The following is a 24,628-nucleotide window of genomic DNA, read 5'->3' on the forward strand; positions in this document are numbered from 1 at the left end:
CGACGAGTAATAAATCGTCCGTCGGCGGCGATCAGGACGGGCGGAATCACAACGGCTTTGTGCGGTCTCCATCGATCCCCGCCGATGCTCGCGGTCTCGCTGCCGACGGCGTACACGCTCTCGGTCGCGCTCGGCTCGCTGCTCGCGATGGGCGTTGCCGCGGCCGTCTTCCTCCCGCGGCTCGACCCCGTGGGTTTCGTCAGAGAGTTCCTCCGGACCGACTGGAAATATCTCGGCGTCGCCTGGATCGTCACCAACCTCGTGAACACGATCGCCCACCGCTTTCACGCCGACCAGACGTTCACGTGGCTCATCTACGAGTTCGAGGGGCCGGTCGTCGCGGCCTTCCAGTCGGTGACGAGCGAACCGCTCACGCTGCTGTTCACCGCCGCCTATCTCGTCGGCTTTCCGACGATCGTCCTGTTCACCTACTTCAAGCTCAAGGCCCACGACGAGCGCGAGGCACGGCGCTACGCGCTCGCGTACGTCGTCCTCGTCCTGATCGCCGTGCCCTTCTTCGTCTTCGTCCCGGTCGGGATTCCGGCGCTCTACCCGGCGGTGACCGTCAAGCCACTCATCTTCGACGTGAGCCCGATCATTCGGGCGGGCATGCTCGCCACCGACACGATGGTGAAGGCGTTCCCGAGTCTCCACACCGGACTGTCGGTGCTCGCCGCGCTCTACGCCAGAAAGGCCGGACCGAGATACGCCGCCGCCGCGCTCGCCCTCGCCGGTCTCATCGTGCTCTCGACGTTTTATCTGGGAATCCACTGGCTCACCGACGCCGCCTTCGCGGTCGTCCTCGTGGGCGTCGCCTACTGGGTCTCCCGGCGCGTCGATCCCGAGCGCGTGCTCCCGGTGCCCGCGCTCGGCGGTCTGCGCCCGGCCTTTCTCAGTCCCGATCGCGATACGGAGTGAGAATCCTCACGCCCGTTTCTGGATCTCCTCGCGCAGCAGTTCGCTCACCTCGTCGCCCTCCGCACGGCCACCGAGCGCGCCCATGCACTCGCCCATCAGCCCGGAGAACGCGCCCATCCCCTGCTGTTCGACCTGTTCCTCGTTTCGCTCGACGACCTCGACGACGGCCTCACGAACCTCGTCGTCGCCTGCGCTCCCGAGCCCCTCACGCTCAGCGGCCTCGGCCGGGGAGAGTTCGGGGTTCTCGGCGATCGCCGCGAGCAGGTCGGGGAGCCCCTCACTCGTTACCTCGCCCTCCTGGTAGAGATCGAACAGAGCGAGAAAGCGCTCGTCGTCGACGTTCTCGATCGGAACCCCGTCGCGCCGGAGTTCGGTCGCGGTGCTCTCGACCGTGCCTGCCGCAAGCGTGGGATCGACGCCGCGCTCGACGGCCGCCTCGAACAGGCTCATCCGCCGGCCGTAGGCGACCTGCTCGGCGAGCCCGGCATCGAGACCGAGCTCTGAGCGGTAGCGCTCGACGCGCTCGGTGAGGAGTTCCGGCGTCTCGATCCCCTCGAAATCGAGCTCGACCGGCGGCACGTCCGTCTCGGGGTACATCCGCGCCGCGCCCGGGAGCGGTCTGAGATAGCGGGTTGTGCCGTCGTCGTTCGCCCCGCGGGTCTCCTCGGGAACGCCGTCGATGGCCGCCCGCGCGCGGTCGGCGACCGCCGCGATGGCCGCCTCCGCGCTATCGGGGTCGGCAGCGACCATCGCCACCGCGTCGTCCCCACTCGCATCGATCGCTTCGCGCAACGCCGCGACCTCGTCCTCGGTGACGCCGTAGGCCGGCAGCTCGTCGGTGTGGAAGATGCCGCCGACGCCGTGGCGCTTGGCGTGATCGGCGAACTCGGTTCCCAGACGACGGTCGGGCTGGAGTTCGCGACCGACGAGTCCGTCGAACCCCTCCAGACGGACGGCCATCGCCACCCCATCCCCGGAGAGCGCACCGCCGATGAGCCCGCTGTCGGTTCCGTCGAACACCGACGAAACGTCCGCGGGCTGGCTGACACTCGCCCCTCGACTGTCGAGTTCCTCGCGGATGTCGAGGAGTGCGACCTGCCGACCGGCCTCGTTGCGCACGATGTCGTCGATGTCGTCGAGGCTCTGGACGCCCTTGAGCTCGACGCGCGCACCCTCGGCGATCGAGACGTTGACGTCCTGGCGGATCGTGCCGAGCCCGCGCTTTACCTTTCCTGTGGAGCGCAGCAGCATGCCGATGCGCTCGGCGGCCTCCTTGGCCTGTGCCGGCGAGCCGATGTCGGGTTTCGTGCCGATCTCGACGAGCGGGATGCCCAGTCTGTCGAGCGCATAGCGCACCCCGACGTCGGTTTCGGCGACGCGACCGGCGCTCTCCTCTTCGAGCTCCATGTCCTCGATTCCAACTGTGCCTTCGGAAGTGCTGATCACGCCGTCACCGGCGACGCGCGCCGAGCGCTGGAATCCCGACGTGTTCGAGCCGTCGACGACGATCTTGCGCATCACGTGGGCCTCGTCGACGGGCGTCATGTCGAGCAGGCCGGCGATCTCCAGGACGGTCTCGATCGCCTCGTCGTCGATCCGATGGGGTGGTTCCTCGTCGGCCTCCACGAGACAGGTCGAGTCGAAGGCCAGATACTCGAACTCGCGTTCGACGCTCGCCTCTTCGAGCGCCGCGACGTCGATCTCGCCGAGTTCGCTCTTCGTCGGGTGGAGATGCCGTCGGAATCGATGGGTGGACTCCTCGGGCTCGCGTCGGTCGGTCGGACAGCCACAGAACAGTTTCGATGCCGTGTCGAGCTGCTGGTGGATCTCCAGCCCGGCGACGAGACCCAGCTCCTCGTAGTCGTACTCGTGGTCGGCGTGCTCCGCGCTCATTACCACGTCGTGTGACGTCCAGCGACAAAAATCCGTCCAGTCGCCGGCGTCCCGTCGGTGTGCCGGATCGGCTTGGACGTCGAACTGTTTTCGGGAGAGTTGGTAAACCGAGACGATAATCGATTCTATTGGATGATCTAAATCAGGTAGGGACAAAACGACTATGTTGTTGTTTGAACGCTATTCGGCAGAAATCACAACGTTGTTCACCCCGACCGATACATGTCGAACCCATGTCGACGGAGTCATCGCCGCTTGCAGGACCTTCGATGCTCGCCGTTCTTCGCGGAGCGGTCGACGCCATCCGGAGATCGCCCGCCATCGTCGGCCTGTTTATCATTTCGGGCCTTCTCGGGATCGTACTCCCGCCGTTCACCGGCGTTGCGGCACGGCTGTTGGTGATTCTCGTCGGAGTCGTCGTCGCCTATCGGGCGCTCGGCGGACGGACACGCACGGATTCACCGTTTCTGCTCCGGCTGTTCATGGCGTTTCTCGCGACGGTTGCATCGTATCTGTCGGTGCTCGTCGGTGGGATGGCGCTCGCCGTTCCGGGCACCATCGGCTGGGTGGGGTTTTTCGTGTTCGCCCTCCCCGGACTGTATCTCTATTTTCGACTGTTTCTCTCCACGCCGGCGGTGATGATCGACGGGTACGGGCCGGCCGAGGCGCTCACCACGAGCTGGCGACTGATGAACGGCTCCGTCCTCGCCACCGCGTTCGCGGTCACGCTCGTGTTCGTCTGTGGGCTCGTCGTTCTCGTCCCGTTGCTCGGGATCGTTCAGTCGTCGTTCGTCGCGGACATCGGCGGCGTCCTCATCATGGACACGTTTCTGGCCGGGATGCAGGCGTTTCTCTACCTGCAGCTCGCCGAAAGCTCCTGACTGTTCGTTGACGACGATCCAGTAACCACGTCATCAGTCCCTATCTCCCTGTGTCGAGAGCGTCAATAGTCACGTTTGTTAAGGAACTCATTCGGCTGGCAGACAGTACACACGTGACCGGTTTCGAGCTATACGAAGCGACGAACGAGATCGTAGAGCGAATTGCGCACGCCGGCGGGGAGGAAGCGAGCGTACTCGGCGACTCCCGCGAGCGTTCCGACGGGATAGCGCGCCGGCGGGTCGGGTGCGACCGCCGCATCGAGGATCGCATCGGCGACTTCCGTGGGGCTGACGGTGCCGACACCGCCCTCGACCACGGTCCGGTAGTCGTCGAAGTAGTCGTAGAACAGCTCGTAGGCACCCGATCGTTCGAGCCCGTCGAGTTCGTCGCCAGCACGCTCGTCGAAGGCGGTGGCGACCGGGCCGGGTGCGACGACCGACACGTCGATACCGTAGTCGGCGACCTCCGTGCGCAGCGCCTCGGACATCGCTTCGAGCGCGGATTTCGAGCCGGCATAGACGCCACGACCGGGCGTGACGAAGCGACCGGCGGTGCTCGAAACGTTGATGATGCGGCCGCGTCCGCGGTCGCGCATGTGCGGGAGGACAGCCCGGATCAGTCGGTGCGGACCGAGGGTGTTGGTCTCGAACTGCTCGCGGACTCGTTCGGTGGGGACGTCCTCGATCGGGCCGAACTGGCCGTAGCCCGCGTTGTTCACCAAGCAGTCGATCCTGTCGGTGTCCTCGACGATCCGCTCGACGACGCTCTCGACCTGATCGTCGTCGGTCACGTCGAGCGCGGCGGTCTCACAGCCCGCCATTTCGAGGTCCGAGACGTCGGCGTCGTCACGGGCGGTCGCGTAGACGGTCCATTCGGCGTCGAGGAAGGCCTCGGCCGTCGCGCGGCCGATGCCCGACGAACAGCCCGTGATGAGTACGGTTTTCGCCATTCTATCCCATTCCTCTCGGGCCGGGTAGTTAACTTCCGTCGTTCCGCGCCTGCTCGCCGAACTCGCCTTTCGCCGTCGCGGCGTGGCTGTCGGCGAGTCGCGTCGGTTCGGGGAGTTTGTAGCCATCACAGAGCTGCTCGACGAGATCCGTGGCCGTCTCGGGACCGACGCGATGGCCCGGGCTCACGTAGACCGGGTTGATGTGGCGATTTCCGGAGTCGTACTGGCGCGTCTGGAGCGCGTAGCCGATGGTTCCCTCGACTCCCTCGACGTCCTCGTCGGCGTCGATGGCGACGCGCGCTCCCTCCGAACGTCCGTCGAGCGAGCCCTGCGGGGTGCCACAGAGCAGGCTCTTGGCGACACCGATGCTCGGGAGATCGAACACGACGCCGAGGTGGGTGGCGAGACCAGCCTCGCGGTAGTGGATGCGACCGCTGCCGTCGAACACCGCGAGGTCGGGCTCGGCATCGAGATTCCTGAGCGCGGCGACGATCGCCCCGGCCTCGCGAAAGGAGAGCAGACCGGGGATGTACGGGAACTCGCAGTCGACGGCGGCGCTCGCGCGTTCGACGACCTCGCCGTCGCGCAGGGCGACGACCGCGCCGACCGCCCGCTCGTCGAGGAAAGCCTGATCGATACCGACCACGATGGGCGAGTCGCCGGTCGTGGCTGTAAGCGTGTTCGCCATCGAAACGGTCGCGGGATCGAACGGGAACTCGTCCGCGAAGATCGCCTCGTCGGCAACCGTGCGCTGGAGGGTCTCCATCTCCTCGCGCGAGCTACTGGGGTCGGGGATGAACTCCGAACGGACGGGGTCCATCAGAACGGTCCCCGTCCACGCCCGGGACCGCCCATGCCGCCACCGCCGCGCCCGCCGCCGAATTGGAGTTGGTTGGGCATGCGCTTTCGACCCTTGACGCGCCGGCCGTAGGCGAGCCCGATGAGCAAACCGACGAGGTGAGCGACGTTGGCGACGCCGGCGATTCCCGGCCCGCCGAGCGCGCCCGAGACCGAGATGACGACGTAACCGATGGTGAGCAGCCAGATCGGGACGGGGATGAAGAAGTAGAGATAGACGCGGAGATCGGGCTTGAGAACGGTCAGTACGCCCATGATCGCGAGTGCGGCACCGCTCGCACCGAGTGCACCCGTGATCCCGCCCTGAAGCATCTCGATACCGATCTGTCCGAGTCCGGCGAGCGCGCCGCTCCCGAGAAAGAGCAGGGTGAAATCGCGCGAACCGATGTAGTTCTCGACGATTCTCCCGAAGAAGTAGATAACGATCCCGTTGACCAGGAGATGGAAGAACCCACCGTGAGCGAAGATCGAGGTGAACCACGTCCAGACGTACTCGGGGTGCTGTGGCGAGATCACGAACACCGCGTTCCAGAGCTGACTGCCGGGTGGTGAACCCAACGGAGGGAAGACGATGAACTGCAGCGCGAAGGTGATGAACATCAGTCCGAGGAAGACGAACGTCATGTTGCCGCGGAAGTAGCCGAGCGGGCCGCCGGTGCCGGTGTCGAGCAGCCCCGAGAGCCAGCCCGACGACCCGCTGCCTCGGTTGTTCACGCTGTCGTCGAACCCGCTGTCGAAGACGCCCTCGGGATCGTTCCAGTTGTCGAGGCCCGGACAGTCGTGACTTTCGGGCAGACGGTGCTCGCCACAGAAGGTCCCGCCGCAATGTCGGCAGTGGTACGGCATGTTTTCCGATCTGCCGCAGACGTCACACGTCGCCATTGTCCGCCACTAGCACCGACGAGTCAAGTCCGTTGGGGTACGGCACCCGCCAGCCATGTTGCGGCTGCGACGTGGCCGCCATGGCGGTCGCGGTTCCTAGTGGATGAAGGGCGAGGGGCGCGAGCGAGCGAAGCGAGTGAGTAGCGAACGGAGTGAGCGCGCCCCGAGGGCTTCGGCGGTGCTGTCAGAGCGGTTGCGGTAGCATCCGCGCGAACGTAGTGACGCGGTTCACGAGAGACGTGGTCCGAGACGCCAAAGGCGTCTCGTCATCACGAGAGAGTTCCGCTCTCTCGAACGACTTCGCGCCTCTCTGGCTCTCGTTCACTCCCTGCGGTCGTTCACGAGAACACCGCGAGCGCCGCAGGCGCGAGCGGGAGTTTTTAGCGTAGCTTTTTGCAAGGAGCGGTACGCGAGCGAAGCGAGCGTACCCGACGCAGTAAAAAGGTACGTGTTAGAAGTCGCGGCGCATGGCGATCTCGAACCAGGGACAGAGATCGAGCTGGCGATACCAGCGCGGATGCTCGTGGAGACGTTCGTAGGGGACCCAGAGCACGCCGCCGACCTCGCTGTCGTCGGGATCGATCGTGGTGTCGGTGAGCGTCGCCTTCAGGACGGTGCAGACCTCCCATTCGAGCCCCTCGTCGTAGTAGTAGCGTTTGTACTCGAAGCGGTCGGTCGCCCGGAGATCGTCGTACTGGTCGGGCGTGACGCCGAGTTCCTCTTCGAGTCGTTTGCGCGTGGCGTCGAGCTGCTCCTCACCCTCACGGGGGTGGGAGGCCACGGTTCCATCCCAGCCGGCGTCCCAGAGCCGTTTCTCGGGGCTGCGCTGGGCGAGCAGGAGGTTGCCCATCTCGTCGAACAGCATCGCGGTGAACGCGCGGTGGCGGACGCCGTCGCCGGTGTGGGCGTCGAGGCGTCCGACGATCCCCTCGGAGTCGTCGTTTTCGTCGACGGCGACGAGCTGCTGGTCGGCGTTCGGGTGGGTGTCGCCCGTTTCGTCGGCGGCGTCTCGTGTGCTCATGGTGGTCTCTCGCGGACTGCGTTCATATTGCCTTCGACTGCGGCCTACTGCTCGTCGATCGCCGGCGGGTCGGGCTCGTAGCCGTCGCCGACACGGATCGAGAGCGCGCTCGCGTCGACGTCGATGTCGAGTTCGCGCGCCGAGAGCATCTCGCCGTCGAGGCTGAACGTACCCGGATCGCCCTCTCGAACCGAGATCGACAGGGACGAACTCTCCAGTCGAGTGATGTTCGCGGTGTCGCTGCCGACCAGTCGCCGGAGCGTCGCCTCGCCGACGAGCTGACCCGTCGGGCGGTCCTCGATGACGGTGATCTCGAACCGGCCGTCCTCCATGTCGGCCTGGGTGCGCCCTTCGACGGGGAAGCGTCGGCCGTTGCCCACGAGGACGAACGCCGCGTCGCCGCTCCAGGCGTCGTCGCCGGCGGCGGTCTCGATGGAGAGCGGGAGGCCGTCGAAATCGGTCGCCGTTCGGACGGTGTTGACGACGTAGGCGAGCACGCCGAGCGAGTCCTTCATCTCCGAGGTGGTCTCGGAACTCGCGTTGGCGGTCAGCCCCGCGATGGCGGAGTTGACGAACGGATGGCCGTTGGCGATGCCGAGATCGATCGTCCGTGTCTCGCCGTCGACGAGCACCTCGAACCCGTCCGCGATGCTCTCGACGCCGATGTTGCCCGCGAAGTTGTTGCCCGTGCCCGTCGGGACGATGCCGACGACGGTCGAATCGAACGCGTCGGCTTCGTGGAGTCCGCGCACGACCTCGTGTACGGTGCCGTCGCCGCCGGCCGCCCCGAGATAGTCGGCGTCGCTCTCGCGGGCGAGCTCGATGGCGTCGCCGCTCTCGCTCGTCTCCCGGACCGAAAAGTCGTATTCGTCGGCGTAGTCGTAGATCTCGTCCGTGTGATCGGCGCTCCCGCTGAGCGGATTGTAGATGAGTTCGCGCGTGTCCGTCCCGCCGTCGGAGCGGATCGGCGATCCCGCCGTGGTCATGTAGCGACCTCACGTCGCAACAGCAAAGGCCTACCGACACCGCGTTCGGCCGTGTACCGCATCGACCTCCACGCGCACACGCGCTTTTTTCACGGTCATCGGCGGCTTGGCGACGTCTACGACCCGCTCGGCGGCCGACTGCTCGCGGGGGTCGCACGGGCGCGCGGTCTCGACGGGGTCGCCACCACCAACCACGACTACTACCGCGCGTTCGACGACGAGATCACTGGCGTGGCCGTACTCCCTGGCATCGAGATCTCGACCACGCGGGGACACGTGCTCGTGGTCGGGCCGAACCCCCCGAGCGAGACCGATCCCGGAGAGCTGACACCCGGTGAGGTCGTCGACATCGCCCACGAACGCGACTGTGCGGCCATCATCGCTCATCCGTACCGCAACTCCACGGTGAGAGAGGTCGATGCCGCCTTCGACGCCATCGAGGTCAACGGCAAGCATCCCCGGACTCGCGAGTGGGTCGAGCGTCTCGCCGATCAGTATGGGCTGCCGATGACCGGCGGTAGCGACGCTCACTATCCGATCGAGGTCGGGCGCGCCTACACCGCAGTCGACGTCGACGATCCGACACCCGAAAACGTCGTCGCGGCCATTCGCGACGGGCGTGTCGAGCCCCGTGTCGCCGACTGGCTTCCCTATCGCCTCATCGGTCGACTCTATCGGTATATCCATGCCGAGAAGGACCAGCTCGACGCACCCGACTGGGCGACGCCCGGTGTCGGGACACCGCCGGAGGACGATTGAGGTGCCCTGAGTATATCGGTTGGACCGTCCACGAACATCTATGACGACATCGAAGACGAAACGCTCGGACCGGGACGCGTTCCCGACGGTGACGGGACCCGAAGATGGCGATGTGGAGTGGCGGCGCGTGGAGCTGTTTTCTTCGTTCGGATCGCTAAGTTCCTGACGCAACCCGACTCATTCGCGCCGTTCGTCCAGAATGAGTCTGGTCTTCGTCGAGATGACGTCGTCGAGTTCGCGCGCCTCCGTGATGAGATCGTTGACAGCGCTCGTGTCGGCCGCGTCGACGATCAGCACGACGTCCTCCTCGCCGCTGACCTGCCAGACGAAATCGACCTCGGGCCACTCGGCCATCCGTTCGGAGACCGCCGAGGTGTCGACGTCGACGGCGACGCTCACTTCGATCATCGCCTTGATATTTCCGGTCCGGGTGGTCACGGTGAACCGCTCGATCGTCTCATCATCGATGAGCCGCTCGACGCGATTCCTGACCGTTCCCTCGGAGGTGCCGACCTTGGTGGCGATCTCGGTGTAGGGCGTTCGTGAGTCCCGTCGGAGCACGTCGAGGATCCGGCGGTCGAGGTCGTCCATCCCTCCCCTACCGACGGCCGACACTTCACGATTACGAATATCGTAACTTTGTTTCGAACACAACGGTTATTAGGGGTGCGTCTGTACGCATATCGTAATGGAAGAGGCCTACGTCGCCATCGAGGGTGGCATCGTGCTGACCGGACGCTCGCGCGCGCCGGGGACCGCCCGTGGCGAACTGGTGTTCACGACCGCCTATACCGGCTACGAGGAGAGCCTCACCGATCCATCGTACGCCCAGCAGATACTCACGTTCTCGTACCCGCTCATCGGGAACTACGGGGTTCGTGACGAACGCTTCGAATCTAGCCATGTGCAGCCGACCGCGGTGCTCGCCCGCGAACTCACCGACGACGTGGCGGAGTGGCTCACCGAGGCGGGCGTACCGGCGCTCGACCGCCTCGATACGCGGGACGTGGTGACCGAACTCCGCGAGGAGGGCGCGATGAAGTGTGGTATCGCCGCTGGCCCCGACGCCAGCCCGGAGGCCGCACGCGAGCAGCTCGAACAGTGCAAGGGGATGAGCGAGCACGTCGACATCGGTGCCGACGTCAGCGTCACCGAACCGGTCCGTCACGAGGGTGGCGAGTACGAGATCGCGCTCATCGACTGCGGTGCGAAGGGTTCGATCGTCTCCTCGCTGCTCGATCGCGGCGCGAGTGTCACCGTCCTCCCCTACGACGCGACGCCCGACGACGTGCGCGAAGTCGATCCGGACCTGCTTTTCCTCTCGAACGGGCCGGGCGATCCCGCCAACTTCGAGGCTGCACAGGAGCTCGTCGACACGTTCGTCGGCGACCTCCCGATCGCCGGCATCTGTCTCGGCCAGCAGGTCGTCGCGCGGGCGCTCGGCGGCAGCACCGAGAAGATGGCCTTCGGCCACCGCGGCGTGAACCAGCCCGTCCGCGATCTCGACAGCGACAGAGTCGTGATGACCACCCAGAATCACGGCTACGCCGTCACCGAACCGGGCGAGCTCGACGTCACACAGATCAACGTCAACGACGACACGCCCGAGGGGCTCGAAAGCGACGATCTCGGCGTTCTCACCCGCCAGTACCACCCCGAGGCGAACCCCGGCCCGCACGACTCGCTCGACTTCTTCGACGAAGTCCTCGAACTCGCGGGCACCACGCGCGTCGCGGCGACCGCCGACTAACTTCTCACTCTGATTTCGGTTCCGGCGACGAGATCGCCAAGACGCTGATCGCGATCGGTCGCCAGCACGAGAACGAACCCGAGCAGGTAGAAAACGACGAAATCGACCGGTCGCAACAGGTTGCGGAGGAGACACGCCCGAATCGAGGCCGGCGATCCGTCGGCAGCGGTGACGGTCAATCCTTCGAGATGTTTGCCGAGCGTCCGCCCGTAGTGAGCTTCGAGCGGCACGTAGTATGCGAGCGGCGTCAGCACGATCCCGGCGAGCACGCCCGCGAGAAAGCTATCGAACAGACTCTGTGCCACGATCCCGAGCGTGAACGCGGGAATCCACACCAGCACGCCGAGTGCGACGAAATCGACGACGCTTGCGGCCGCCCGCGCGCCCGCCGAGCCGAGCTCTCCGGTGATGCGATCGTCGCTCGCGGTCGAGTCGGCCGGCGAGACGTCCTCGATCCGTCCCGGCGCGCGAAGCCACCGGGGCGTGTACGCCCGCTCGACGGTCAGTCCTGCATCGCTCGCGTGATCGGCCATCCCGGAGAGGTGGGCCATGCCGGTCACGAGAACGGCCGCATCGTAGCCCTCCTCGCGAGTGATGGTTGCGATTCGCTCAGCCATGTGTTCGTTGCGCCCGTCGAGCGTCCGAGTGACGAACACCGAGAAAGCGAGGAACGTCGTCAGCACGAACCACCCGACGAGCGACTCGGCGGTGAGCGCCATCGCGATCACGATGAAGAGTACGGGAATGCGGGTCGCTATCGCGACGGTCGTGTTCGTGCTCACGGCCAGTGCGAGTGCGGTGGCGACGGGCAGCGCAGTGAGTGCGAGCGCGAACCCGCCGAGAAACGGGTCCACGACGGTGCTGGCACCGATCAGGGCGACGAGCGCGACCGTCTCGACGAGCACGCCACCCGTCCTGTTCCATCGGGCGACGGTTCTGATCGCGACGCCACCGACGAGAAGAGCGGCGATCGTGATCCCCGCGGCGAGCGGTGCGATCACGAGAAATGCGAGCAGAGCGAGCCAGTTGAGGGCGATCGCGACCGGCCCCGCCGTAGCCATGAGCGTCCAGGGATGCCGGTCGATCCCGTGGACTGGGCAATCGAGGCGCTCGGCAGCCATGTGCTCGGTCGAATCGAGACGACGGTTGAACAGCAGATAGTACGGTGCGCGAACGAGATCGAGGACGATCCCACCGAGAACGAGCAGCGGGACGGCGAGCAGCGCGCGCAGCGCCGTCCGGCGCGAGAGCGCGTGCTCGGGCCACTCGACGAACACCGCCTCCGCGTCCTCGCTCGCGACGAACGCCGACAGCTCGTCGGCGACCTTCGAGCGGCGATCGAAATGGATCGCACCGAACAGGGCGAGGCGGCTCATTCGCCGATTGTTTCTCGGCAGCCGACAAATAGTTGTGCCGCGAGCGTCGGTACACCCGCCGCAGCGCTCGCCTCAGTTGCCCCACTCGCGCGCGGTCGTCGGCCGCTCGCTCACCGCCGCGATCGCCGAATCTTCCTCGCGGGCCGCAAGCGCGTCGAGCGCCGCCTCGGCGCTGGCCGTCGTCGAGAAGTAGGTGATGTCCTCCTCGACACAGACTTCGAGTGCCGCGCGATCGCGCGAGATCACGAGATCGATGTCGCCGTTGCGGATGGCCTGCGGGAGATCGTCGAACTCCCCGATCTCGAAGCGCTCGGCGAACCCGTCTTGGAGCGCGTGCCCTGCATCGCTGTCGGGAGCGGGGAACTCCGCGTCCGCGAGATCGACGACCGCCGTGCCCGCGTCGGGGATCGGCTTGCTCGTCGCGGTCTGGGTCTTGTCGTAGGCCTTCCCGAAGCTGCCGGCGGTACCCATCACCTCGCCCGTGCTCTTCATCTCCGGGCCAAGGCGGGGATCGCTGCCCGGCAGGCGATCGAACGGCAGGACGACTTCCTTGACGCTCGTTTGCTCGGGCACCTGCTCGGCCGTGTCGAGGTCGGCGAGCGACGTCCCGGCCATCACCTGCGCGGCGAGCTTCGCGATGGGGACACCGGTCGCCTTCGAGACGAAGGGCACGGTTCTGGAGGAGCGCGGGTTCGCCTCCAGAACGAACACCTCGTCGTCCCGCACCGCAAGCTGGACGTTGAGCAGCCCGACGGTTTCGAGCGCCTGCGCGATCTCCTCGACGACCTCACGAACACGTTTTAGAACCTCGCCATCGAGCGATTCGGGCGGGATCATGCAGGCTGAATCGCCCGAGTGGACGCCGGCCGATTCGACGTGTTCCATGATGCCGCCGATGAGGACGTCCTCGCCGTCCGCGACGGCGTCGACATCGAGCTCGACCGCGCCCTCCAGGAACTCATCGATGAGGATCGGCTGGTCGGGGCTGACGTGGATCGCCTCCTCGACGTACTGACGGAGTTCGTCGTCGTCGTGAACGACGTCCATCGCACGCCCGCCGAGGACGTAGCTCGGGCGCACTAATACTGGGTAGCCGATCTCGTGGGCGAGATCGAGTGCTTCGGCCTCGCTTTCGGCCGCACCGCCGGCCGGCTGGGAAATCCCGAGGTCGTCCATGAGATGGTTGAATCTATCTCTGTTTTCGGCGAGATCCATCGCCTCGACGGTCGTGCCGAGGACGTCACAGTCGAGGCCGCGCCGGTCGAGTTCGGCCTGGAGCCCGCGGCCGATGTCGACGGAGGTTTGGCCGCCGAACTGGACCATCACGCCGTCGGCACCGGTCGATTCGATCACGTCGGCGACCTCCTCGGGGGTGATCGGTTCGAAGAACAGGCCATCGGAGGTGTCGTAGTCAGTCGACACGGTCTCGGGGTTGTTGTTGACGACGTGGGCGTCGATGCCCTGCTCGCGGAGCGCGCGCACGGCGTGCACGGTGCAGTAATCGAATTCGACGCCCTGGCCGATCCGGATGGGACCGCCGCCGACGATCACGACGCTCTCGACGTCGCGATCGACGCGCACCTCGTCGGTCGCGAGCGCCGTGTCGCCACCGAATTCCGGTTCGCGTGCGGAGTAGTAGTACGGCGTCGAGGCGGCGAACTCGCCGGCGCAGGTGTCGACCTGTTTGAAGTCACGATCCGGGGCGTTCGCACCCACTTCATCGACGGTGGCGTCGTCGACCTCGACCGCACCGCTGCCGTCGGCGCGCGTCATCGCGTCGTCGCCGGCGGCCATCGCCGCGACCTCCTGATCGGTGAAGCCGACCGCTGCGGCCGCCTCGAACTCGCCGTCGGCGGCTTTCCCTGCTGCTTCGGCGATATGCTCGTAGCGCTCGACGTACCACGATTTGATGCCGGTGAGATCCGCGACTTTCTCGACCGAATAGCCACGGTCGAATGCCTCGAACATCGCGTACGGGCGGTCGGGCGTCGGGCGTTCCAGATAGTCCGTTTCGAGCGTCGCGTCGTCCATCGCTCCCCAGTCGACGTCGGGCTCGTACTCGGTCGAGCGCAGCGCCTTGAGAAGTGATTCCTCGAAGGTGCGTCCGATGGCCATCGCCTCGCCCGTGGATTTCATCGCGGTACCGAGTTCGAACTCGACGTCGCGGAACTTCTCGTTTGGCCATCTCGGCACCTTCGTCACCACGTAGTCGATCGCCGGCTCGAAGGCGGCCGTCGTCTCGCCGGTGATCTCGTTGTCGATCTCGTGGAGGCGCTTGCCGAGCGCGACCTTCGCCGTGATGCGCGCGATGGGATAGCCCGTCGCCTTGGAGGCGAGCGCCGACGAGCGCGACACTCTGGGATTCACCTCGACGACGCGGTACTCGCCGCCGGGTGTCCCGTCGTCGCGCCAGGCGAACTGGATGTTACAGCCGCCCTGAATCCCGAGATCGCGGATCACGTCGAGCGCCGCGGTGCGCATCTCCTGATGGCCGTCGTCCGGGATGACCTGTGAGGGTGTGACGACCGTCGACTCGCCCGTGTGGATGCCCATCGGGTCGAGGTTCTCCATGTTACAGATGACGATACAGGAGTCGTCGGCGTCGCGCATCACCTCGTATTCGAGTTCGACCCAGCCCGCGATCGATTCGGTGATGAGGACTTCGCTATTCCGAGAGAGCCGGAGTCCCTTCCGCACGCGTTCGTACAACTCCTCGCGCTCCTCGACGACGCCCGACCCGCTCCCGCCGAGCGTGTAGGTGGTCCGGGAGATGACCGGTAGCCCGCCCACCGATGCAACGGCTTCGTCGACGCGCTCGGTGAGGTCGGCCTCCGTGAGTCCCTGTACCGACTCGCCCTCGTCGAGGGTGATGGTCGTCGAGGCGGGCACCGGCTGGCCGATCTCCTTCATCCGCTCCTTGAACAGGTCGCGGTCCTCGGTCGCGTAGATCGTGTCGAGCGGCGTCCCCATGATCTCGACGTCGTACTCCTCCAGAACGCCCTCTTCGGCGAGTTCGGCGGTCACGTTGAGGCCGGTTTGGCCGCCCAGTCCCGCGATAACGCCGTCGGGGCGTTCCTTCTCGATGATCTCGCTGATGGCCTCGGTCGTGATGGGTTCGATGTAGACCGCGTCGGCCATCTCCGGATCGGTCATGATCGTCGCCGGGTTCGAGTTGACGAGGACGACTCGGGCCCCCTCCTCGGCGAGTGCGCGACAGGCCTGCGCACCCGAGTAATCGAACTCCGCCGCCTGTCCGATCTGGATTGGACCGCTACCGATCAACAGTATCGTTCTGTCCTCGTCGCTCATTACCCACGCCAGTTCGCACATCGTAATAAGCCCGACGATACACTGCGAGATGCGTAGCTGAGTTTCGATTTTCGAAGCAATTTCTGCCACGCCACGGTATACTGATTTTAATCCCATCGGCGCGCGGGAGTACCGAAGGCACGACTCGCGCGAGGGATGAGCGAACGAGCAGAGCGAGTGAGCGAATCGGCTGGGGAGGTATGTGGCTGTGGCGGTGTGGTAATGGGAAGTCGGTAATCGAATTGCCAGCGAATCGAATGAACTGATCCGAGGAAACGGCAGCCGTCGATGCGCTACGCTGAATCGACGAGCCGGTAGCGGTACGGCTGGCTCTCGATGACCTCGATATCGCCGGCGTCGGCCCGCCGTCCCAGTACGGTGGCCACGCGGTGAGGGCTGTCGAGCGCCGCGTCGCGTGCGGCGAGGCGTTCGTGGATCTCGCGTGCCGTCAGCGCGTCGTCGTTCGCCTCCGCGAGCACCGTCCGAATCCGCTCGAACTCGCCACGGCGGAGCTGCATACGCGATCTACGTTGGCGGAACACATAACATATCGTCAGACGAGTGTCGGACGCGAGCGTCGGCGTTTCCGGACGAGTACAGGAATTTCAGGCGGGCGTGTCGGTTTCGTGCTCGAAGTCGCGCTCGCGGCGGTAGCGATCGACGAACTCCTCGACGTCGAAGGCGTGCATCTGCTCTTCGAACTCGCTTGCGGTCGCCGTGTCGTCGGCGTGGCTCACCGCGTGTTCCATCAGTTCGACGATGAGTTCGACGACGATCTCGTGGAGGCGGCGCGCGTCGAAGTCGGCGATCCACAGCAGCGCGTAGCCGACGCTGCTGTCCTCGGAGACGTCCTCGGCGACGATCTTCTCGGGGAACTCCTCCAGAACGACGCCCATCAGATGCATCGTGTCGAACTCCTCGCCGTCGGTGGAGTCGATCGTCTCGCGGAGGATCGCGACGAGCGACTCGGGGACGAACCGGCTCGGCGGGTGGACGTCCATCACGACGGCGTGGCGCGCGCCGCAGTCACAGTCGAACTCGCGCACGCCCATATCGAGCTCCGCAACGGCGACCGACTCGCCACACGGCAGCGACACCTCGCCCCCGCGAGCGCCGGGGACGCGTGGCTCGGACATACGAACGGTTGACGCGGCGTGCGGTTAAACTCCGTGGGTGGCCACTGCGGGCTACGGCGTCGGTGTCGACTCGCGTTCGTCGGGCGCGTCGCGTTCGGCGCGCAGCTGGTCGTACGCACGGGCCGCGACGGCGATGCCGAAGACGGTCGTGACCGAACCCAGCGCGACGCTCACGATCGTGACCGCGATCGTTGCCAGCCCCGGCGATCCAGCGCCGGCGAGGAAGCCGATGGCGGTGCCGGGGATCGAGACGACGAGGCCGATGAGCCAGATGACCACGGCGAGCGCGAACAGCCCGATGCGGTGGCCGCTCGTCAGCCGCCAGCTATCGGTCAGCGCGTCGATGAAGTTCTTGTTCTCGACGGCGATCTCCTGCCGGACGAAGAAAAACGAGGTGGCGAAAAACGCCGCGACGAGCGGGCCGCCGATGAGCAGTCCGATCAGTCCGACGATCCCGCCGATAGTGACGATGAACCAGACGACGATCCCACCGAAGAAACCGTTCAGCGTCGCCCAGACGATGTTCTCGCGCGCGAACGCGCGGGGAATCGACTCGGTGTGCTCGCTCACGAGCGTCCGGACGGCGATGATGCGTAGCACCTCGCCGATGAATGGTGTGAGCGCCGCGAGCGGTGCGGCGACGATCAGCGGAATCGGCAGTGCGAGCGGCTGGGTCCCGGCGGGATCACCTGTCGTGGTCGGTGGCGTGCTCGCTCCGCTACCCGCGCCAGGGCCCGGTGTGGGTGTCTGTGCCGCGAGGTCGTTGAGCCGCTCGACCAGTTGGAGGCTCGCCGTCTGGACGAGCACCGCACTTACGAGCCCGAAGATGAGAAAGGCCCCGATCAGCAGCAAGCCGTTGCGGTTGAACGTCCGCGAGAAGCCGCGCCTGATCGCGACGTCGATATCGAGCGTCATGTTCCGAACCCGTCCGATCGGATATTAAATGGTTCCCTTCGGCCGACTACGGCCAGTCGTCGCGCGATTCGGTGTCGATCGTGGGTTCCTCGTCGTCACCGTCGTCGAGCGTCCAGCCGGCGGCGTCGGCCGCGTCCTCGACGGGGAGATACTCCCAGTCGAGATCGTCGGCGAGCTCCCGGTCATCGTCGTTCATGCCGACGAAGACGTGGCGCTCGGTGTCGAACTGTTGTTTGACGTTTTCGAGGCTTTCGCGCCGCCCGCGCGGGCCGGAGAAGAAGTCCTGTCGGATACGGTTCTTCCGCGTGAAGTTCGTCACGACGTAGGTCGGCTGCTCGGAGATCACGCCGACGTACTCCGTCCAGCGGCGCGCGCCGGAGAACACGTCGGTCGGCTCCGAGAGCGCCTCCAGCGCACTGAGTTCGAACGCTAATGTCATGTCGCCGCTCCCGCCTTCCATACCGCTGCTGGGACAGCAGCGAGGAAAACGCCTTCGATGCGACTACTGTTCGGCGGCGGGTGCGAGCTCGTCGAGGTCGACCTCCTCCCGCATCAGCACGTCTTTCTGATCGGCGACGACGCGCTCCTCGCGGATGAGCTTCTTGTACTTGCTCTGGGGGGCGAGATCGCCGATGAGCACGCCGCCGACGATCTTGCCGTCCTTGAACGCGACCCGTCGCCACTCCGTGTCCGAGAACTTCGCTTCCGCGTGGTCGTCGCCGAGCGTCGGATGGCCGAAGGAGAGGAACGGGAAGTCGAAGTGCGTGATCGAATAGGACGACACCCAGCGGAACGTGGCTTCCTCTCCATCGGCGACCATGTTCTCGCCGGCGATCGAGCCCTGTTCCTTGGCGCTGCCCCACGAGCCATTCTGGGCGTACTCGTCGAGGATCGTATCGTAGTAGCGCGTGAGGTCGCCGGCGGCGTAGACGTCCTCGACGGAGGTCTGCATGTGCTCGTCGACGACGAGGCCGTCGTCGAGTTCGATCTCGGTGTTCTGGAGCAGTTCGAGGTTGAAGTCGAGCCCGATGGCGACGCCGGCGAACTCACAGTCGTAGCTATCGCCATCGGGCGTGACGGCGGCGCTGACGTGGCCCGCGTCGTCGGTCTCGAAGCGATCGACGCCGCTGTCGAAGACGGGCGTGACGTTGTTGTCCTCCAGGGCGTCGTGGATGATCTCTGCGCCGTCGTCCGAGAGCGCGTACCGCCACCAGTTCTCCCCGCGCATCAGATAGTGGGCCTCGACGTCCTGTGCGCCGCAGATGGCCGCGAAGTCGATGCCGAGCAGGCCCGCACCGACGACGACGCCGTTGTCTGCCGTCTCGGCGCGCTCGGCGATGGCGCGCGCATCCTCGAACGTCCAGAAGTGGTGGACGCCCTCGGCGTCGGAGTTCGGGACCGGCAGTTGGACTGGTGTACCGCCCGTTGCGAGCAGCAGTTTGTCGTAGTCGAACTGTTCGCCCTCGTGGGTGTCGACGGTGTGAGCGTCGGTGTCGATGTCGGTGACGAACGTGTTCAGCCGGAGGTCGATATCGCGCTCGTCGTACCAGTCGGGCTGGTGTATCGACATCGGTGCTGCGGGCAGTTTCCCCTTGGCGAACTCCTTGATGAGAATGCGGTTGTAGAGCGCTTCGCCCTCGTCGGTTATTACTGTGACGTCGGCGTCGGGCGCGTCCTCGCGAACGGTTTCGGCCGCCGAACTGCCGGCGATACCGTCGCCGATGATGACGTACGAGGCGGTCATGGAACGAGTTCGGCACCCCGGGGTAATGTGAATTGCTATCCACGAAGCCGTCCGGCCCGAGCGCCGCTCGGGCACACGCGACGGCGTTGCTGCCCGTCTATCCCTGCGTCTCGCCGCCGTCGACGGGGAGCGCGTGGGCGGTCACGAACGAGGCATCGTCCGAGCAGAGCCAGACGATCGCGCTCGCGATCTCGTCGGGCTGTGCCGGCCGGTCCATCGGCACGTCGGCGGTGACCTGATCGCGCTCCTCGGGCGAGAGTGACTCGATGGCCGCCGTCTCGACGACGGCCGGACAGACGGCGTTGACCCGAACCCCCTCGGTCGCGTACTCGACGCCGGCCGAGCGGGTCAGCCCGACGACGCCGTGTTTGCTCGCCGCGTAGGGCGTCCGCCCGGGGCTGGCCTCGATACCGGCGATCGAGGCGACGTTGACGACCGCTCCGTCGTCATCGCCGTCCAGGATGGCGGGGATCTCGTGTTTCATCCCGAGCCACGTCCCCTTCTGGGCGATCGCTATGACGCGATCCCAGTCGTCCTCGTCGATGTCGGCGGTGCGCGCCGCCGGGGCACCGGCCGCGACGTTGTTCACCGCGAAATCGAGCCCGCCGAACTCGTCGACGGCGAACTCGACCATCGCCGCGACGGCGTCCGAATCACTGACGTCCGCCTCGACGAACGCCGCGGTGCCGCCCTCCTCTTCGATGCGCTCGACTGTCTCTTCGCCCGCGTCGGTATCGATGTCCGAGACGACGACCGACGCGCCCTCGCGCGCGAACCGCTCGGCCGTTTCCCTGCCGATTCCTGCTCCCGCACCGGTCACCAGTGCCACGCTGTTGTCGATTCCGTTCATCTCCACTGATACATACTGACCGTTCATTCAAATTAGTTTCGGTTCACGGACGGCGGGACGTGGACGCGAACCAACCGAAAAACGGGCCGTTCCGTCCGCAGGCGGTGCGTTGATGTGGCTCGCGCCCCAACACGCAGCTACATGAAACTCCAGCAGTCGGTCCGTCATTTCGCCGCCAAACAGGCGCTCACGATGCCCGTCGTCGGCGAGTTTGCGACCGGGAAGCTCGTCGATCTTCACACGCGCGTGTTCACCGACAAGGCCGATCCCACCCGTGCCGACGAGCGCCGCGAGCATCTCGACGCCTTCTTCGAGGCGGCGATGGATAGTTATGTCGCCGCCCTCGAAGCAGACTACACCGAGGCCGCCGCGCGCGAGATCACGCACGTTCAGGCGAACTTCGACTTCTACAACCACGGCTGGACCGAGATGATGGAGATCCCGCCCGACGAGCTCGACGCCCACTACGACCGCTACCGGGAGTTCTTCGAGACGTTCGCCATCACCATCGACGACCCGCTTGGTACGTTCGCACCCGCTGGCGGGGTTCCCGAGGCACCGTCGACGCCCGAACAGCTCGACGACGACACCCATCGCTACACCAAGGGTGGGTTCGCCGACGACGTCTACGTCGAGGGGCCGGACGGCGAACTGCTCGTCGGCGGTCAGGACGAACCCGACGATGTCGACGTGACCGACGCGCCGGGCATCAGCGACGACGACGTTTAGATGGCCGCAATCCACGCCCGATAGTCAGCGGGTTGCTCGTAGACCGCGATGAACAGTCGATCGACGAACTCGGCGACGCGCTCGGGATCGGCCCGCGCCGCGATGTGGACGTTCGTCCCGTCGGCGTCCTCGGGGCTTTCAAGCTCGTCGATGCGGAAGGCGGGATAATCGTTCAGCAGTTCTTTCACTCGATCGAGTTCGTCGTCCGTGCAGTCGACGTTCAGGATCCCGTCCGCGAACTGTAACCACGGCGATCGCCCCTCGTCCTGTGTCTCCGTCTCGACGGTGAGGAACGCGCTCTCGCGCTCCTCGTGGGCACGGATCGCATCGGCGAACAGCTCCCTTCGTGGTTCTTCGGTCGCGGCATCGAAGCGGGTCATGGATCGGGTTCGCCGCTCGCGGTGAAAAGCGGGCCGCTGTGTCCATCGGGCAAACGACGACGATATCTACAACCCTTTTAGGCCGCGCTTCGATGGGTCGGTATGAGCGATGACCAACCCAACGTCCTGCTGCTCGGGCCGCCGGGCGCGGGGAAGGGCACCCAGAGCGCGAACGTCGCCGACGAGTACGACGTTCCACATGTGACGACGGGCGACGCGCTCCGGGCGAACAAGGACATGGAGACCGACTACGGCACGCCACGCGAGTTCATGGATGCCGGCGAGCTCGTGCCCGACCCGGTGGTCAACGAGATCGTCGCCGAGGCGCTCTCAGATGGCGAGGGCTACGTGCTCGACGGCTATCCGCGAAACACCGAGCAGGCCGACTATCTCGCGGATATCACCACGCTCGACGTGGTCTGTCTGCTCGCGGTGAGCGACTCCGAGCTCGTCGAACGACTGACAGGAAGACGGGTCTGTGACGACTGCGGCGCGAACTACCACGTCGAGTTCAATCCCCCGGAAGAGGAGGGCGTCTGCGACGAATGCGGCGGCGCGCTGATCCAGCGCGAGGACGACACCGAGGAGACGGTCAAAGAGCGGATCGACGTCTATCACGAGAGCACCGAGCCGGTCGTGGACTACTACCGCGAGGCAGGTGTGCTCCGGGAGATCGACGGCGAGGCCACTCCCGAGGAAGTCTGGGAAGAGCTGCGCGAGACGATCGACGCGGCGGTCTGAGCGGTTATCGGAATCGGTTCGAAACGGCTAGCGAAGTAAAAGGTTGATTAGCGCGCACGCTATAGAAGAGGAAAATGGGACGAACAGGCGAGAAAGCGCGCTCGCTGGTCGCCGAGGACCCCGCCTTCGCCGAGGCGCTCACGGTGGTGCTCGACCGATCCGGCCACGCCGCCGACGAACCGACACCCGACGGCGGCACCCACACCATCAGATGGGCCGACGTCAGCGACGACCTCACGAGCGGGCAGTGGGGCCGACTCATCGAGACCGGCATCCTCCACGACGCCGACGGCGACGGCTTCGCGGTCTCGAACCCCGACGAGATCCGCGCGGCGCTCGGCGACGACTCCGTCGAAACCGACGTCGAGGACGAGGATTCCGGCTGGTCGACCTACGACAAGCTCGCCGGGCTTGCGGCACTCTCGCTGTTTCCGGCCTACGCGGTCATGCCGATCCGCAACGCGGTCGGGCAGGCAGCGGACGTCATCTTCGGCCCGTTCGACGCCGTGTTGCCGTTCTATGCCGTCGTCATCATCCTCTCGGTGCTCACCGGGCTCTACTCGGTGCTGCTCCAGTCGAACCTGATGAACACCGAGAAGATGGGCGCGATCCAAGAACAGATGAACGACATCCAGGAGCGCCGCAAGGAGGCCAAAGAGCGCGGTGACGACGCCGCGCTCGACCGGATCCAGGAGGAGCAGATGGACGCGATGAGCGATCAGCTCGGCATGTTCAAGGAGCAGTTCCGGCCGATGGTCTGGATCCTGCTGCTCACCATCCCGGTGTTCGTCTGGATGTACTGGAAGACGGGCGTCCGCGGCGGCGGTGCCGAGCATATCGTCGCGGCCGAGCGGTCGATCGTCCTGCCGATGCTCGGGCGCATGGAGCTGACCGAGCAGATCGGCGGCTTCGTCTGGGTCTGGCTGGTCTGGTACTTCCTCATCTCCATCTCCTTCCGCCAGATCATCCAGAAATCGCTCAACCTCACCACGACACCGACGGGCTGAACGGGAGACACAACCCCTTTGTACCGCCCCGGACCGAGACACGGCATGTTTGTCACCGTGTCCGGGCCGGCCGGCGTCGGCAAATCCACGACGGCGGCGGCGCTCGCCGACCGACTCTCCTACGAACACATCAGCGGCGGCGATATCTTTCGGACGGTCGCCGACGAGCGCGGACTGACGGCGCTCGAACTCAACCGCCGCGCCGAGGAGGACGACGCCATCGATCGGGCGCTCGACCGTCGCCAGCTGACGATCGCGGAGGAACGCGACGACGTCGTACTTGAGTCCCGGCTGGCGGGCTGGATGGCCGGCGAATACGCCGATCTCAGGATCTGGCTCGACGCACCGCTGTCCGTTCGCGTCGCGCGCATCGCCGATCGCGAGGAGAAGTCGATCGAGGTCGCCCGCGAGGAGACCGAAGCCCGCGCCGCGAGCGAGGCCCAGCGCTATCGGGAGTATTACGGCATCGATATCGGCGATCGCTCGATCTACGATCTCTCGTTGAGCACCGCCCGCTGGGGACCGGACGCCATCGTCGACGTGCTCGCGAAGGCGTGTGCAGCCTACGACCCGTCAGCCGACGAGGGGCAAGTGAACGTCGCCGTCGATTTCGAGCGCTGATGCGCGGCGCGCCGGCCGATCGAACCGCCGAGAAGCGCTGCTCCTTCGGCGTCGTCAACCTCGACAAACCGCCGGGACCCTCCGCCCACCAGGTCACTGGCTGGGTGCGTGATCTCGTCGGGACCGACCGCGCGGCACACGCGGGCACGCTCGATCCGAAGGTCACGGGCTGTCTGCCGATCCTGCTCGGCGATGCGACGCGTCTCGCACAGGTGTTCCTGGAGGGCGAGAAGGAGTACATCGCCGTGCTCGAACTCCACGGACGGGCACCCGAGAGCCTCGCCGACGTGCTCGCCGAGTTCGAGGGCGAGATCTACCAGAAACCGCCGAAGAAGAGCGCCGTCGCCCGTCGGCTGCGCACTCGCCGGGTGTCGGAGCTGACGGCACTCGAAGTCGAGGATCGACGTGTGCTCCTCCGCATCCGCTGCGAGAGCGGCACCTACGTCAGAAAGCTCTGTCACGATCTCGGGCGAGCGCTCGGCACCGGCGCGCATATGGGCGATCTCCGCCGCGCCGGGACGACACCGTTCGACGATACGGATCTCGTAAGCATGCACGATCTCACGGACGCGCTCGCGTTCGCCGACGACGGCGATCCAGCAACGCTTCTCGACACCGTCCAGCCGGCCGAACGCGCGCTCACCCACCTCCCGCGCGTGGAGATCGCCCCCAGCGCCGCCCACGAGGTCGCCGAGGGCGCGCCGGTCTACGCGCCCGGCGTGCTCGGGATCGACGACCTTCCGGGGGACGCCGACGAGCCGCTGGTCGCGTGCTACACGCCCGACGGCGCGGCGGTCTGTCTCGGCCGACTCGTCGGCGACCCCGGGATGGAGTCGGGAACCGTGGTCGATCTCGAACGAGTGTTGGTGTAGCTCGCCTCTCCCATTCCCGACTGCGGTCGAGCGATTGCAGGGATCACCCT

General features: G+C 66.0%; 25 protein-coding genes. 9 read left to right on the forward strand and 16 right to left on the reverse strand.

The features are described from left to right. Window positions 1–84: 84 nt before the first annotated feature. Window positions 85–918, forward strand: coding sequence for a phosphatase PAP2 family protein (locus MUK72_RS08190; RefSeq protein ID WP_244698733.1), 834 nt, complete (start codon window positions 85–87; stop codon window positions 916–918). Window positions 919–924: 6 nt separating this feature from the next. On the opposite strand, the gene gatE is transcribed toward MUK72_RS08190, so the two are convergent. After that, entirely contained in the window at window positions 925–2,811 is a 1,887-nt protein-coding gene (gene gatE, locus MUK72_RS08195) for a Glu-tRNA(Gln) amidotransferase subunit GatE (RefSeq protein WP_244698735.1), read from the reverse strand. A gap of 233 nt (window positions 2,812–3,044) precedes the next feature. Here gatE and MUK72_RS08200 point away from each other — a divergent pair, with 233 nt between their 5' ends. Next, window positions 3,045–3,692, forward strand: a complete 648-nt coding sequence (locus tag MUK72_RS08200) for a glycerophosphoryl diester phosphodiesterase membrane domain-containing protein (RefSeq protein ID WP_244698737.1) — start codon at window positions 3,045–3,047, stop codon at window positions 3,690–3,692. 128 nt (window positions 3,693–3,820) lie between these two features. On the opposite strand, the gene MUK72_RS08205 is transcribed toward MUK72_RS08200, so the two are convergent. From MUK72_RS08205 to MUK72_RS08225, 5 genes are all read right to left on the reverse strand, one after another. Continuing rightward, complete coding sequence (locus MUK72_RS08205) at window positions 3,821–4,642, reverse strand: SDR family oxidoreductase (RefSeq protein WP_244698739.1); 822 nt, start codon at window positions 4,640–4,642, stop codon at window positions 3,821–3,823. 28 nt (window positions 4,643–4,670) lie between these two features. Further along, window positions 4,671–5,462 (reverse strand): endonuclease V, encoded by a 792-nt coding sequence (locus MUK72_RS08210; protein WP_244698741.1) that lies wholly within the window; start codon window positions 5,460–5,462, stop codon window positions 4,671–4,673. Next, entirely contained in the window at window positions 5,462–6,382 is a 921-nt protein-coding gene (locus tag MUK72_RS08215) for a rhomboid family intramembrane serine protease (protein WP_244698744.1), read from the reverse strand. The genes MUK72_RS08210 and MUK72_RS08215 overlap by 1 nt, the downstream gene beginning before the upstream one ends. Window positions 6,383–6,833: 451 nt before the next feature. Beyond that, window positions 6,834–7,403 carry an NUDIX hydrolase gene (locus MUK72_RS08220; protein WP_244698746.1) on the reverse strand — a complete coding sequence of 190 codons (570 nt, stop codon included), beginning with the start codon at window positions 7,401–7,403 and terminating at the stop codon, window positions 6,834–6,836. Between the two features lie 44 nt (window positions 7,404–7,447). Further along, window positions 7,448–8,389: a diacylglycerol/lipid kinase family protein gene (locus tag MUK72_RS08225; protein WP_244698748.1), complete on the reverse strand. Its 942-nt coding sequence runs from the start codon at window positions 8,387–8,389 to the stop codon at window positions 7,448–7,450. Between the two features lie 51 nt (window positions 8,390–8,440). Between MUK72_RS08225 and MUK72_RS08230 the strand changes: the two genes are divergently transcribed. Further along, window positions 8,441–9,148 (forward strand): CehA/McbA family metallohydrolase, encoded by a 708-nt coding sequence (locus tag MUK72_RS08230; protein WP_244698750.1) that lies wholly within the window; start codon window positions 8,441–8,443, stop codon window positions 9,146–9,148. A gap of 177 nt (window positions 9,149–9,325) precedes the next feature. Here the strand turns inward: MUK72_RS08230 and MUK72_RS08235 are convergent, their stop codons facing one another. After that, window positions 9,326–9,739, reverse strand: coding sequence for an Lrp/AsnC family transcriptional regulator (locus tag MUK72_RS08235; protein ID WP_004052783.1), 414 nt, complete (start codon window positions 9,737–9,739; stop codon window positions 9,326–9,328). Window positions 9,740–9,836: 97 nt separating this feature from the next. On the opposite strand from MUK72_RS08235, the gene carA reads away from it, so the two are divergent. Then, window positions 9,837–10,898 carry a glutamine-hydrolyzing carbamoyl-phosphate synthase small subunit gene (gene carA, locus MUK72_RS08240; RefSeq protein ID WP_244698753.1) on the forward strand — a complete coding sequence of 354 codons (1,062 nt, stop codon included), beginning with the start codon at window positions 9,837–9,839 and terminating at the stop codon, window positions 10,896–10,898. Here carA and MUK72_RS08245 read toward each other — a convergent pair. The 8 genes from MUK72_RS08245 to MUK72_RS08280 all read right to left on the reverse strand — a co-directional run bounded on the left by MUK72_RS08245 (window position 10,895) and on the right by MUK72_RS08280 (window position 20,228). After that, on the reverse strand, window positions 10,895–12,274 hold the full coding sequence (locus tag MUK72_RS08245; protein WP_244698757.1) for an RDD family protein: 1,380 nt from the start codon (window positions 12,272–12,274) through the stop codon (window positions 10,895–10,897). The two genes, carA and MUK72_RS08245, sit on opposite strands and share 4 nt — an antisense overlap. Window positions 12,275–12,346: 72 nt before the next feature. Next, on the reverse strand, window positions 12,347–15,583 hold the full coding sequence (gene carB / locus MUK72_RS08250) for a carbamoyl-phosphate synthase large subunit (protein WP_244698760.1): 3,237 nt from the start codon (window positions 15,581–15,583) through the stop codon (window positions 12,347–12,349). 293 nt (window positions 15,584–15,876) lie between these two features. Continuing rightward, window positions 15,877–16,101 carry a helix-turn-helix domain-containing protein gene (locus MUK72_RS08255; RefSeq protein ID WP_244698764.1) on the reverse strand — a complete coding sequence of 75 codons (225 nt, stop codon included), beginning with the start codon at window positions 16,099–16,101 and terminating at the stop codon, window positions 15,877–15,879. A gap of 87 nt (window positions 16,102–16,188) precedes the next feature. Further along, the gene (locus tag MUK72_RS08260) at window positions 16,189–16,719 is read right to left on the reverse strand and encodes a DUF5815 family protein (protein WP_244698767.1); all 531 of its coding nucleotides are present in this window, start codon (window positions 16,717–16,719) and stop codon (window positions 16,189–16,191) included. A gap of 51 nt (window positions 16,720–16,770) precedes the next feature. After that, on the reverse strand, window positions 16,771–17,634 hold the full coding sequence (locus tag MUK72_RS08265; RefSeq protein WP_244698769.1) for a DUF7847 domain-containing protein: 864 nt from the start codon (window positions 17,632–17,634) through the stop codon (window positions 16,771–16,773). 46 nt (window positions 17,635–17,680) lie between these two features. After that, a complete protein-coding gene (locus MUK72_RS08270; protein WP_244698771.1) occupies window positions 17,681–18,094 on the reverse strand; it encodes a DUF7124 domain-containing protein in 414 nt (137 codons plus the stop codon). Between the two features lie 42 nt (window positions 18,095–18,136). Then, the gene (locus MUK72_RS08275; RefSeq protein WP_244698773.1) at window positions 18,137–19,378 is read right to left on the reverse strand and encodes an NAD(P)/FAD-dependent oxidoreductase; all 1,242 of its coding nucleotides are present in this window, start codon (window positions 19,376–19,378) and stop codon (window positions 18,137–18,139) included. Between the two features lie 97 nt (window positions 19,379–19,475). Beyond that, entirely contained in the window at window positions 19,476–20,228 is a 753-nt protein-coding gene (locus MUK72_RS08280) for an SDR family NAD(P)-dependent oxidoreductase (RefSeq protein WP_244698775.1), read from the reverse strand. Between the two features lie 141 nt (window positions 20,229–20,369). On the opposite strand from MUK72_RS08280, the gene MUK72_RS08285 reads away from it, so the two are divergent. Continuing rightward, entirely contained in the window at window positions 20,370–20,957 is a 588-nt protein-coding gene (locus MUK72_RS08285) for a DUF6149 family protein (protein WP_244698777.1), read from the forward strand. On the opposite strand, the gene MUK72_RS08290 is transcribed toward MUK72_RS08285, so the two are convergent. Beyond that, window positions 20,954–21,337: a DUF7975 family protein gene (locus tag MUK72_RS08290; RefSeq protein ID WP_244698778.1), complete on the reverse strand. Its 384-nt coding sequence runs from the start codon at window positions 21,335–21,337 to the stop codon at window positions 20,954–20,956. The genes MUK72_RS08285 and MUK72_RS08290 overlap by 4 nt on opposite strands. Window positions 21,338–21,439: 102 nt before the next feature. On the opposite strand from MUK72_RS08290, the gene MUK72_RS08295 reads away from it, so the two are divergent. From MUK72_RS08295 to MUK72_RS08310, 4 genes are all read left to right on the forward strand, one after another. Continuing rightward, entirely contained in the window at window positions 21,440–22,078 is a 639-nt protein-coding gene (locus tag MUK72_RS08295) for an adenylate kinase (protein ID WP_244698780.1), read from the forward strand. A 74-nt stretch (window positions 22,079–22,152) separates the two neighbouring features. Beyond that, window positions 22,153–23,085 carry a DUF106 domain-containing protein gene (locus MUK72_RS08300; RefSeq protein WP_004052761.1) on the forward strand — a complete coding sequence of 311 codons (933 nt, stop codon included), beginning with the start codon at window positions 22,153–22,155 and terminating at the stop codon, window positions 23,083–23,085. 45 nt (window positions 23,086–23,130) lie between these two features. Next, on the forward strand, window positions 23,131–23,706 hold the full coding sequence (gene cmk, locus MUK72_RS08305) for a (d)CMP kinase (RefSeq protein ID WP_244698782.1): 576 nt from the start codon (window positions 23,131–23,133) through the stop codon (window positions 23,704–23,706). After that, window positions 23,706–24,578 (forward strand): RNA-guided pseudouridylation complex pseudouridine synthase subunit Cbf5, encoded by an 873-nt coding sequence (locus MUK72_RS08310; RefSeq protein ID WP_244698785.1) that lies wholly within the window; start codon window positions 23,706–23,708, stop codon window positions 24,576–24,578. The genes cmk and MUK72_RS08310 overlap by 1 nt, the downstream gene beginning before the upstream one ends. Window positions 24,579–24,628 lie beyond the last annotated feature (50 nt).

The organism is Halococcus dombrowskii (assembly GCF_022870485.1).
Taxonomy (GTDB): Archaea; Halobacteriota; Halobacteria; order Halobacteriales; family Halococcaceae; genus Halococcus; species Halococcus morrhuae.

Bases quoted from the DNA above. Each gene is read 5' to 3' on its own strand.
- MUK72_RS08295 (WP_244698780.1), top strand. From the start codon at position 21,440: ATGAGCGATGACCAACCCAACGTCCTGCTGCTCGGGCCGCCGGGCGCG.
- MUK72_RS08300 (WP_004052761.1), top strand. From the start codon at position 22,153: ATGGGACGAACAGGCGAGAAAGCGCGCTCGCTGGTCGCCGAGGACCCC.
- MUK72_RS08245 (WP_244698757.1), bottom strand. From the start codon at position 12,274: ATGAGCCGCCTCGCCCTGTTCGGTGCGATCCATTTCGATCGCCGCTCG.
- MUK72_RS08310 (WP_244698785.1), top strand. From the start codon at position 23,706: ATGCGCGGCGCGCCGGCCGATCGAACCGCCGAGAAGCGCTGCTCCTTC.
- MUK72_RS08260 (WP_244698767.1), bottom strand. From the start codon at position 16,719: ATGTCCGAGCCACGCGTCCCCGGCGCTCGCGGGGGCGAGGTGTCGCTG.
- carB (WP_244698760.1), bottom strand. From the start codon at position 15,583: ATGAGCGACGAGGACAGAACGATACTGTTGATCGGTAGCGGTCCAATC.
- MUK72_RS08235 (WP_004052783.1), bottom strand. From the start codon at position 9,739: ATGGACGACCTCGACCGCCGGATCCTCGACGTGCTCCGACGGGACTCA.
- MUK72_RS08255 (WP_244698764.1), bottom strand. From the start codon at position 16,101: ATGCAGCTCCGCCGTGGCGAGTTCGAGCGGATTCGGACGGTGCTCGCG.
- gatE (WP_244698735.1), bottom strand. From the start codon at position 2,811: ATGAGCGCGGAGCACGCCGACCACGAGTACGACTACGAGGAGCTGGGT.
- MUK72_RS08215 (WP_244698744.1), bottom strand. From the start codon at position 6,382: ATGGCGACGTGTGACGTCTGCGGCAGATCGGAAAACATGCCGTACCAC.
- MUK72_RS08270 (WP_244698771.1), bottom strand. From the start codon at position 18,094: ATGGAAGGCGGGAGCGGCGACATGACATTAGCGTTCGAACTCAGTGCG.
- MUK72_RS08220 (WP_244698746.1), bottom strand. From the start codon at position 7,403: ATGAGCACACGAGACGCCGCCGACGAAACGGGCGACACCCACCCGAAC.
- MUK72_RS08275 (WP_244698773.1), bottom strand. From the start codon at position 19,378: ATGACCGCCTCGTACGTCATCATCGGCGACGGTATCGCCGGCAGTTCG.
- MUK72_RS08225 (WP_244698748.1), bottom strand. From the start codon at position 8,389: ATGACCACGGCGGGATCGCCGATCCGCTCCGACGGCGGGACGGACACG.
- MUK72_RS08265 (WP_244698769.1), bottom strand. From the start codon at position 17,634: ATGACGCTCGATATCGACGTCGCGATCAGGCGCGGCTTCTCGCGGACG.
- carA (WP_244698753.1), top strand. From the start codon at position 9,837: ATGGAAGAGGCCTACGTCGCCATCGAGGGTGGCATCGTGCTGACCGGA.
- MUK72_RS08285 (WP_244698777.1), top strand. From the start codon at position 20,370: ATGAAACTCCAGCAGTCGGTCCGTCATTTCGCCGCCAAACAGGCGCTC.
- MUK72_RS08210 (WP_244698741.1), bottom strand. From the start codon at position 5,462: ATGGACCCCGTCCGTTCGGAGTTCATCCCCGACCCCAGTAGCTCGCGC.
- MUK72_RS08190 (WP_244698733.1), top strand. From the start codon at position 85: ATGCTCGCGGTCTCGCTGCCGACGGCGTACACGCTCTCGGTCGCGCTC.
- MUK72_RS08200 (WP_244698737.1), top strand. From the start codon at position 3,045: ATGTCGACGGAGTCATCGCCGCTTGCAGGACCTTCGATGCTCGCCGTT.
- cmk (WP_244698782.1), top strand. From the start codon at position 23,131: ATGTTTGTCACCGTGTCCGGGCCGGCCGGCGTCGGCAAATCCACGACG.
- MUK72_RS08205 (WP_244698739.1), bottom strand. From the start codon at position 4,642: ATGGCGAAAACCGTACTCATCACGGGCTGTTCGTCGGGCATCGGCCGC.
- MUK72_RS08290 (WP_244698778.1), bottom strand. From the start codon at position 21,337: ATGACCCGCTTCGATGCCGCGACCGAAGAACCACGAAGGGAGCTGTTC.
- MUK72_RS08280 (WP_244698775.1), bottom strand. From the start codon at position 20,228: ATGAACGGAATCGACAACAGCGTGGCACTGGTGACCGGTGCGGGAGCA.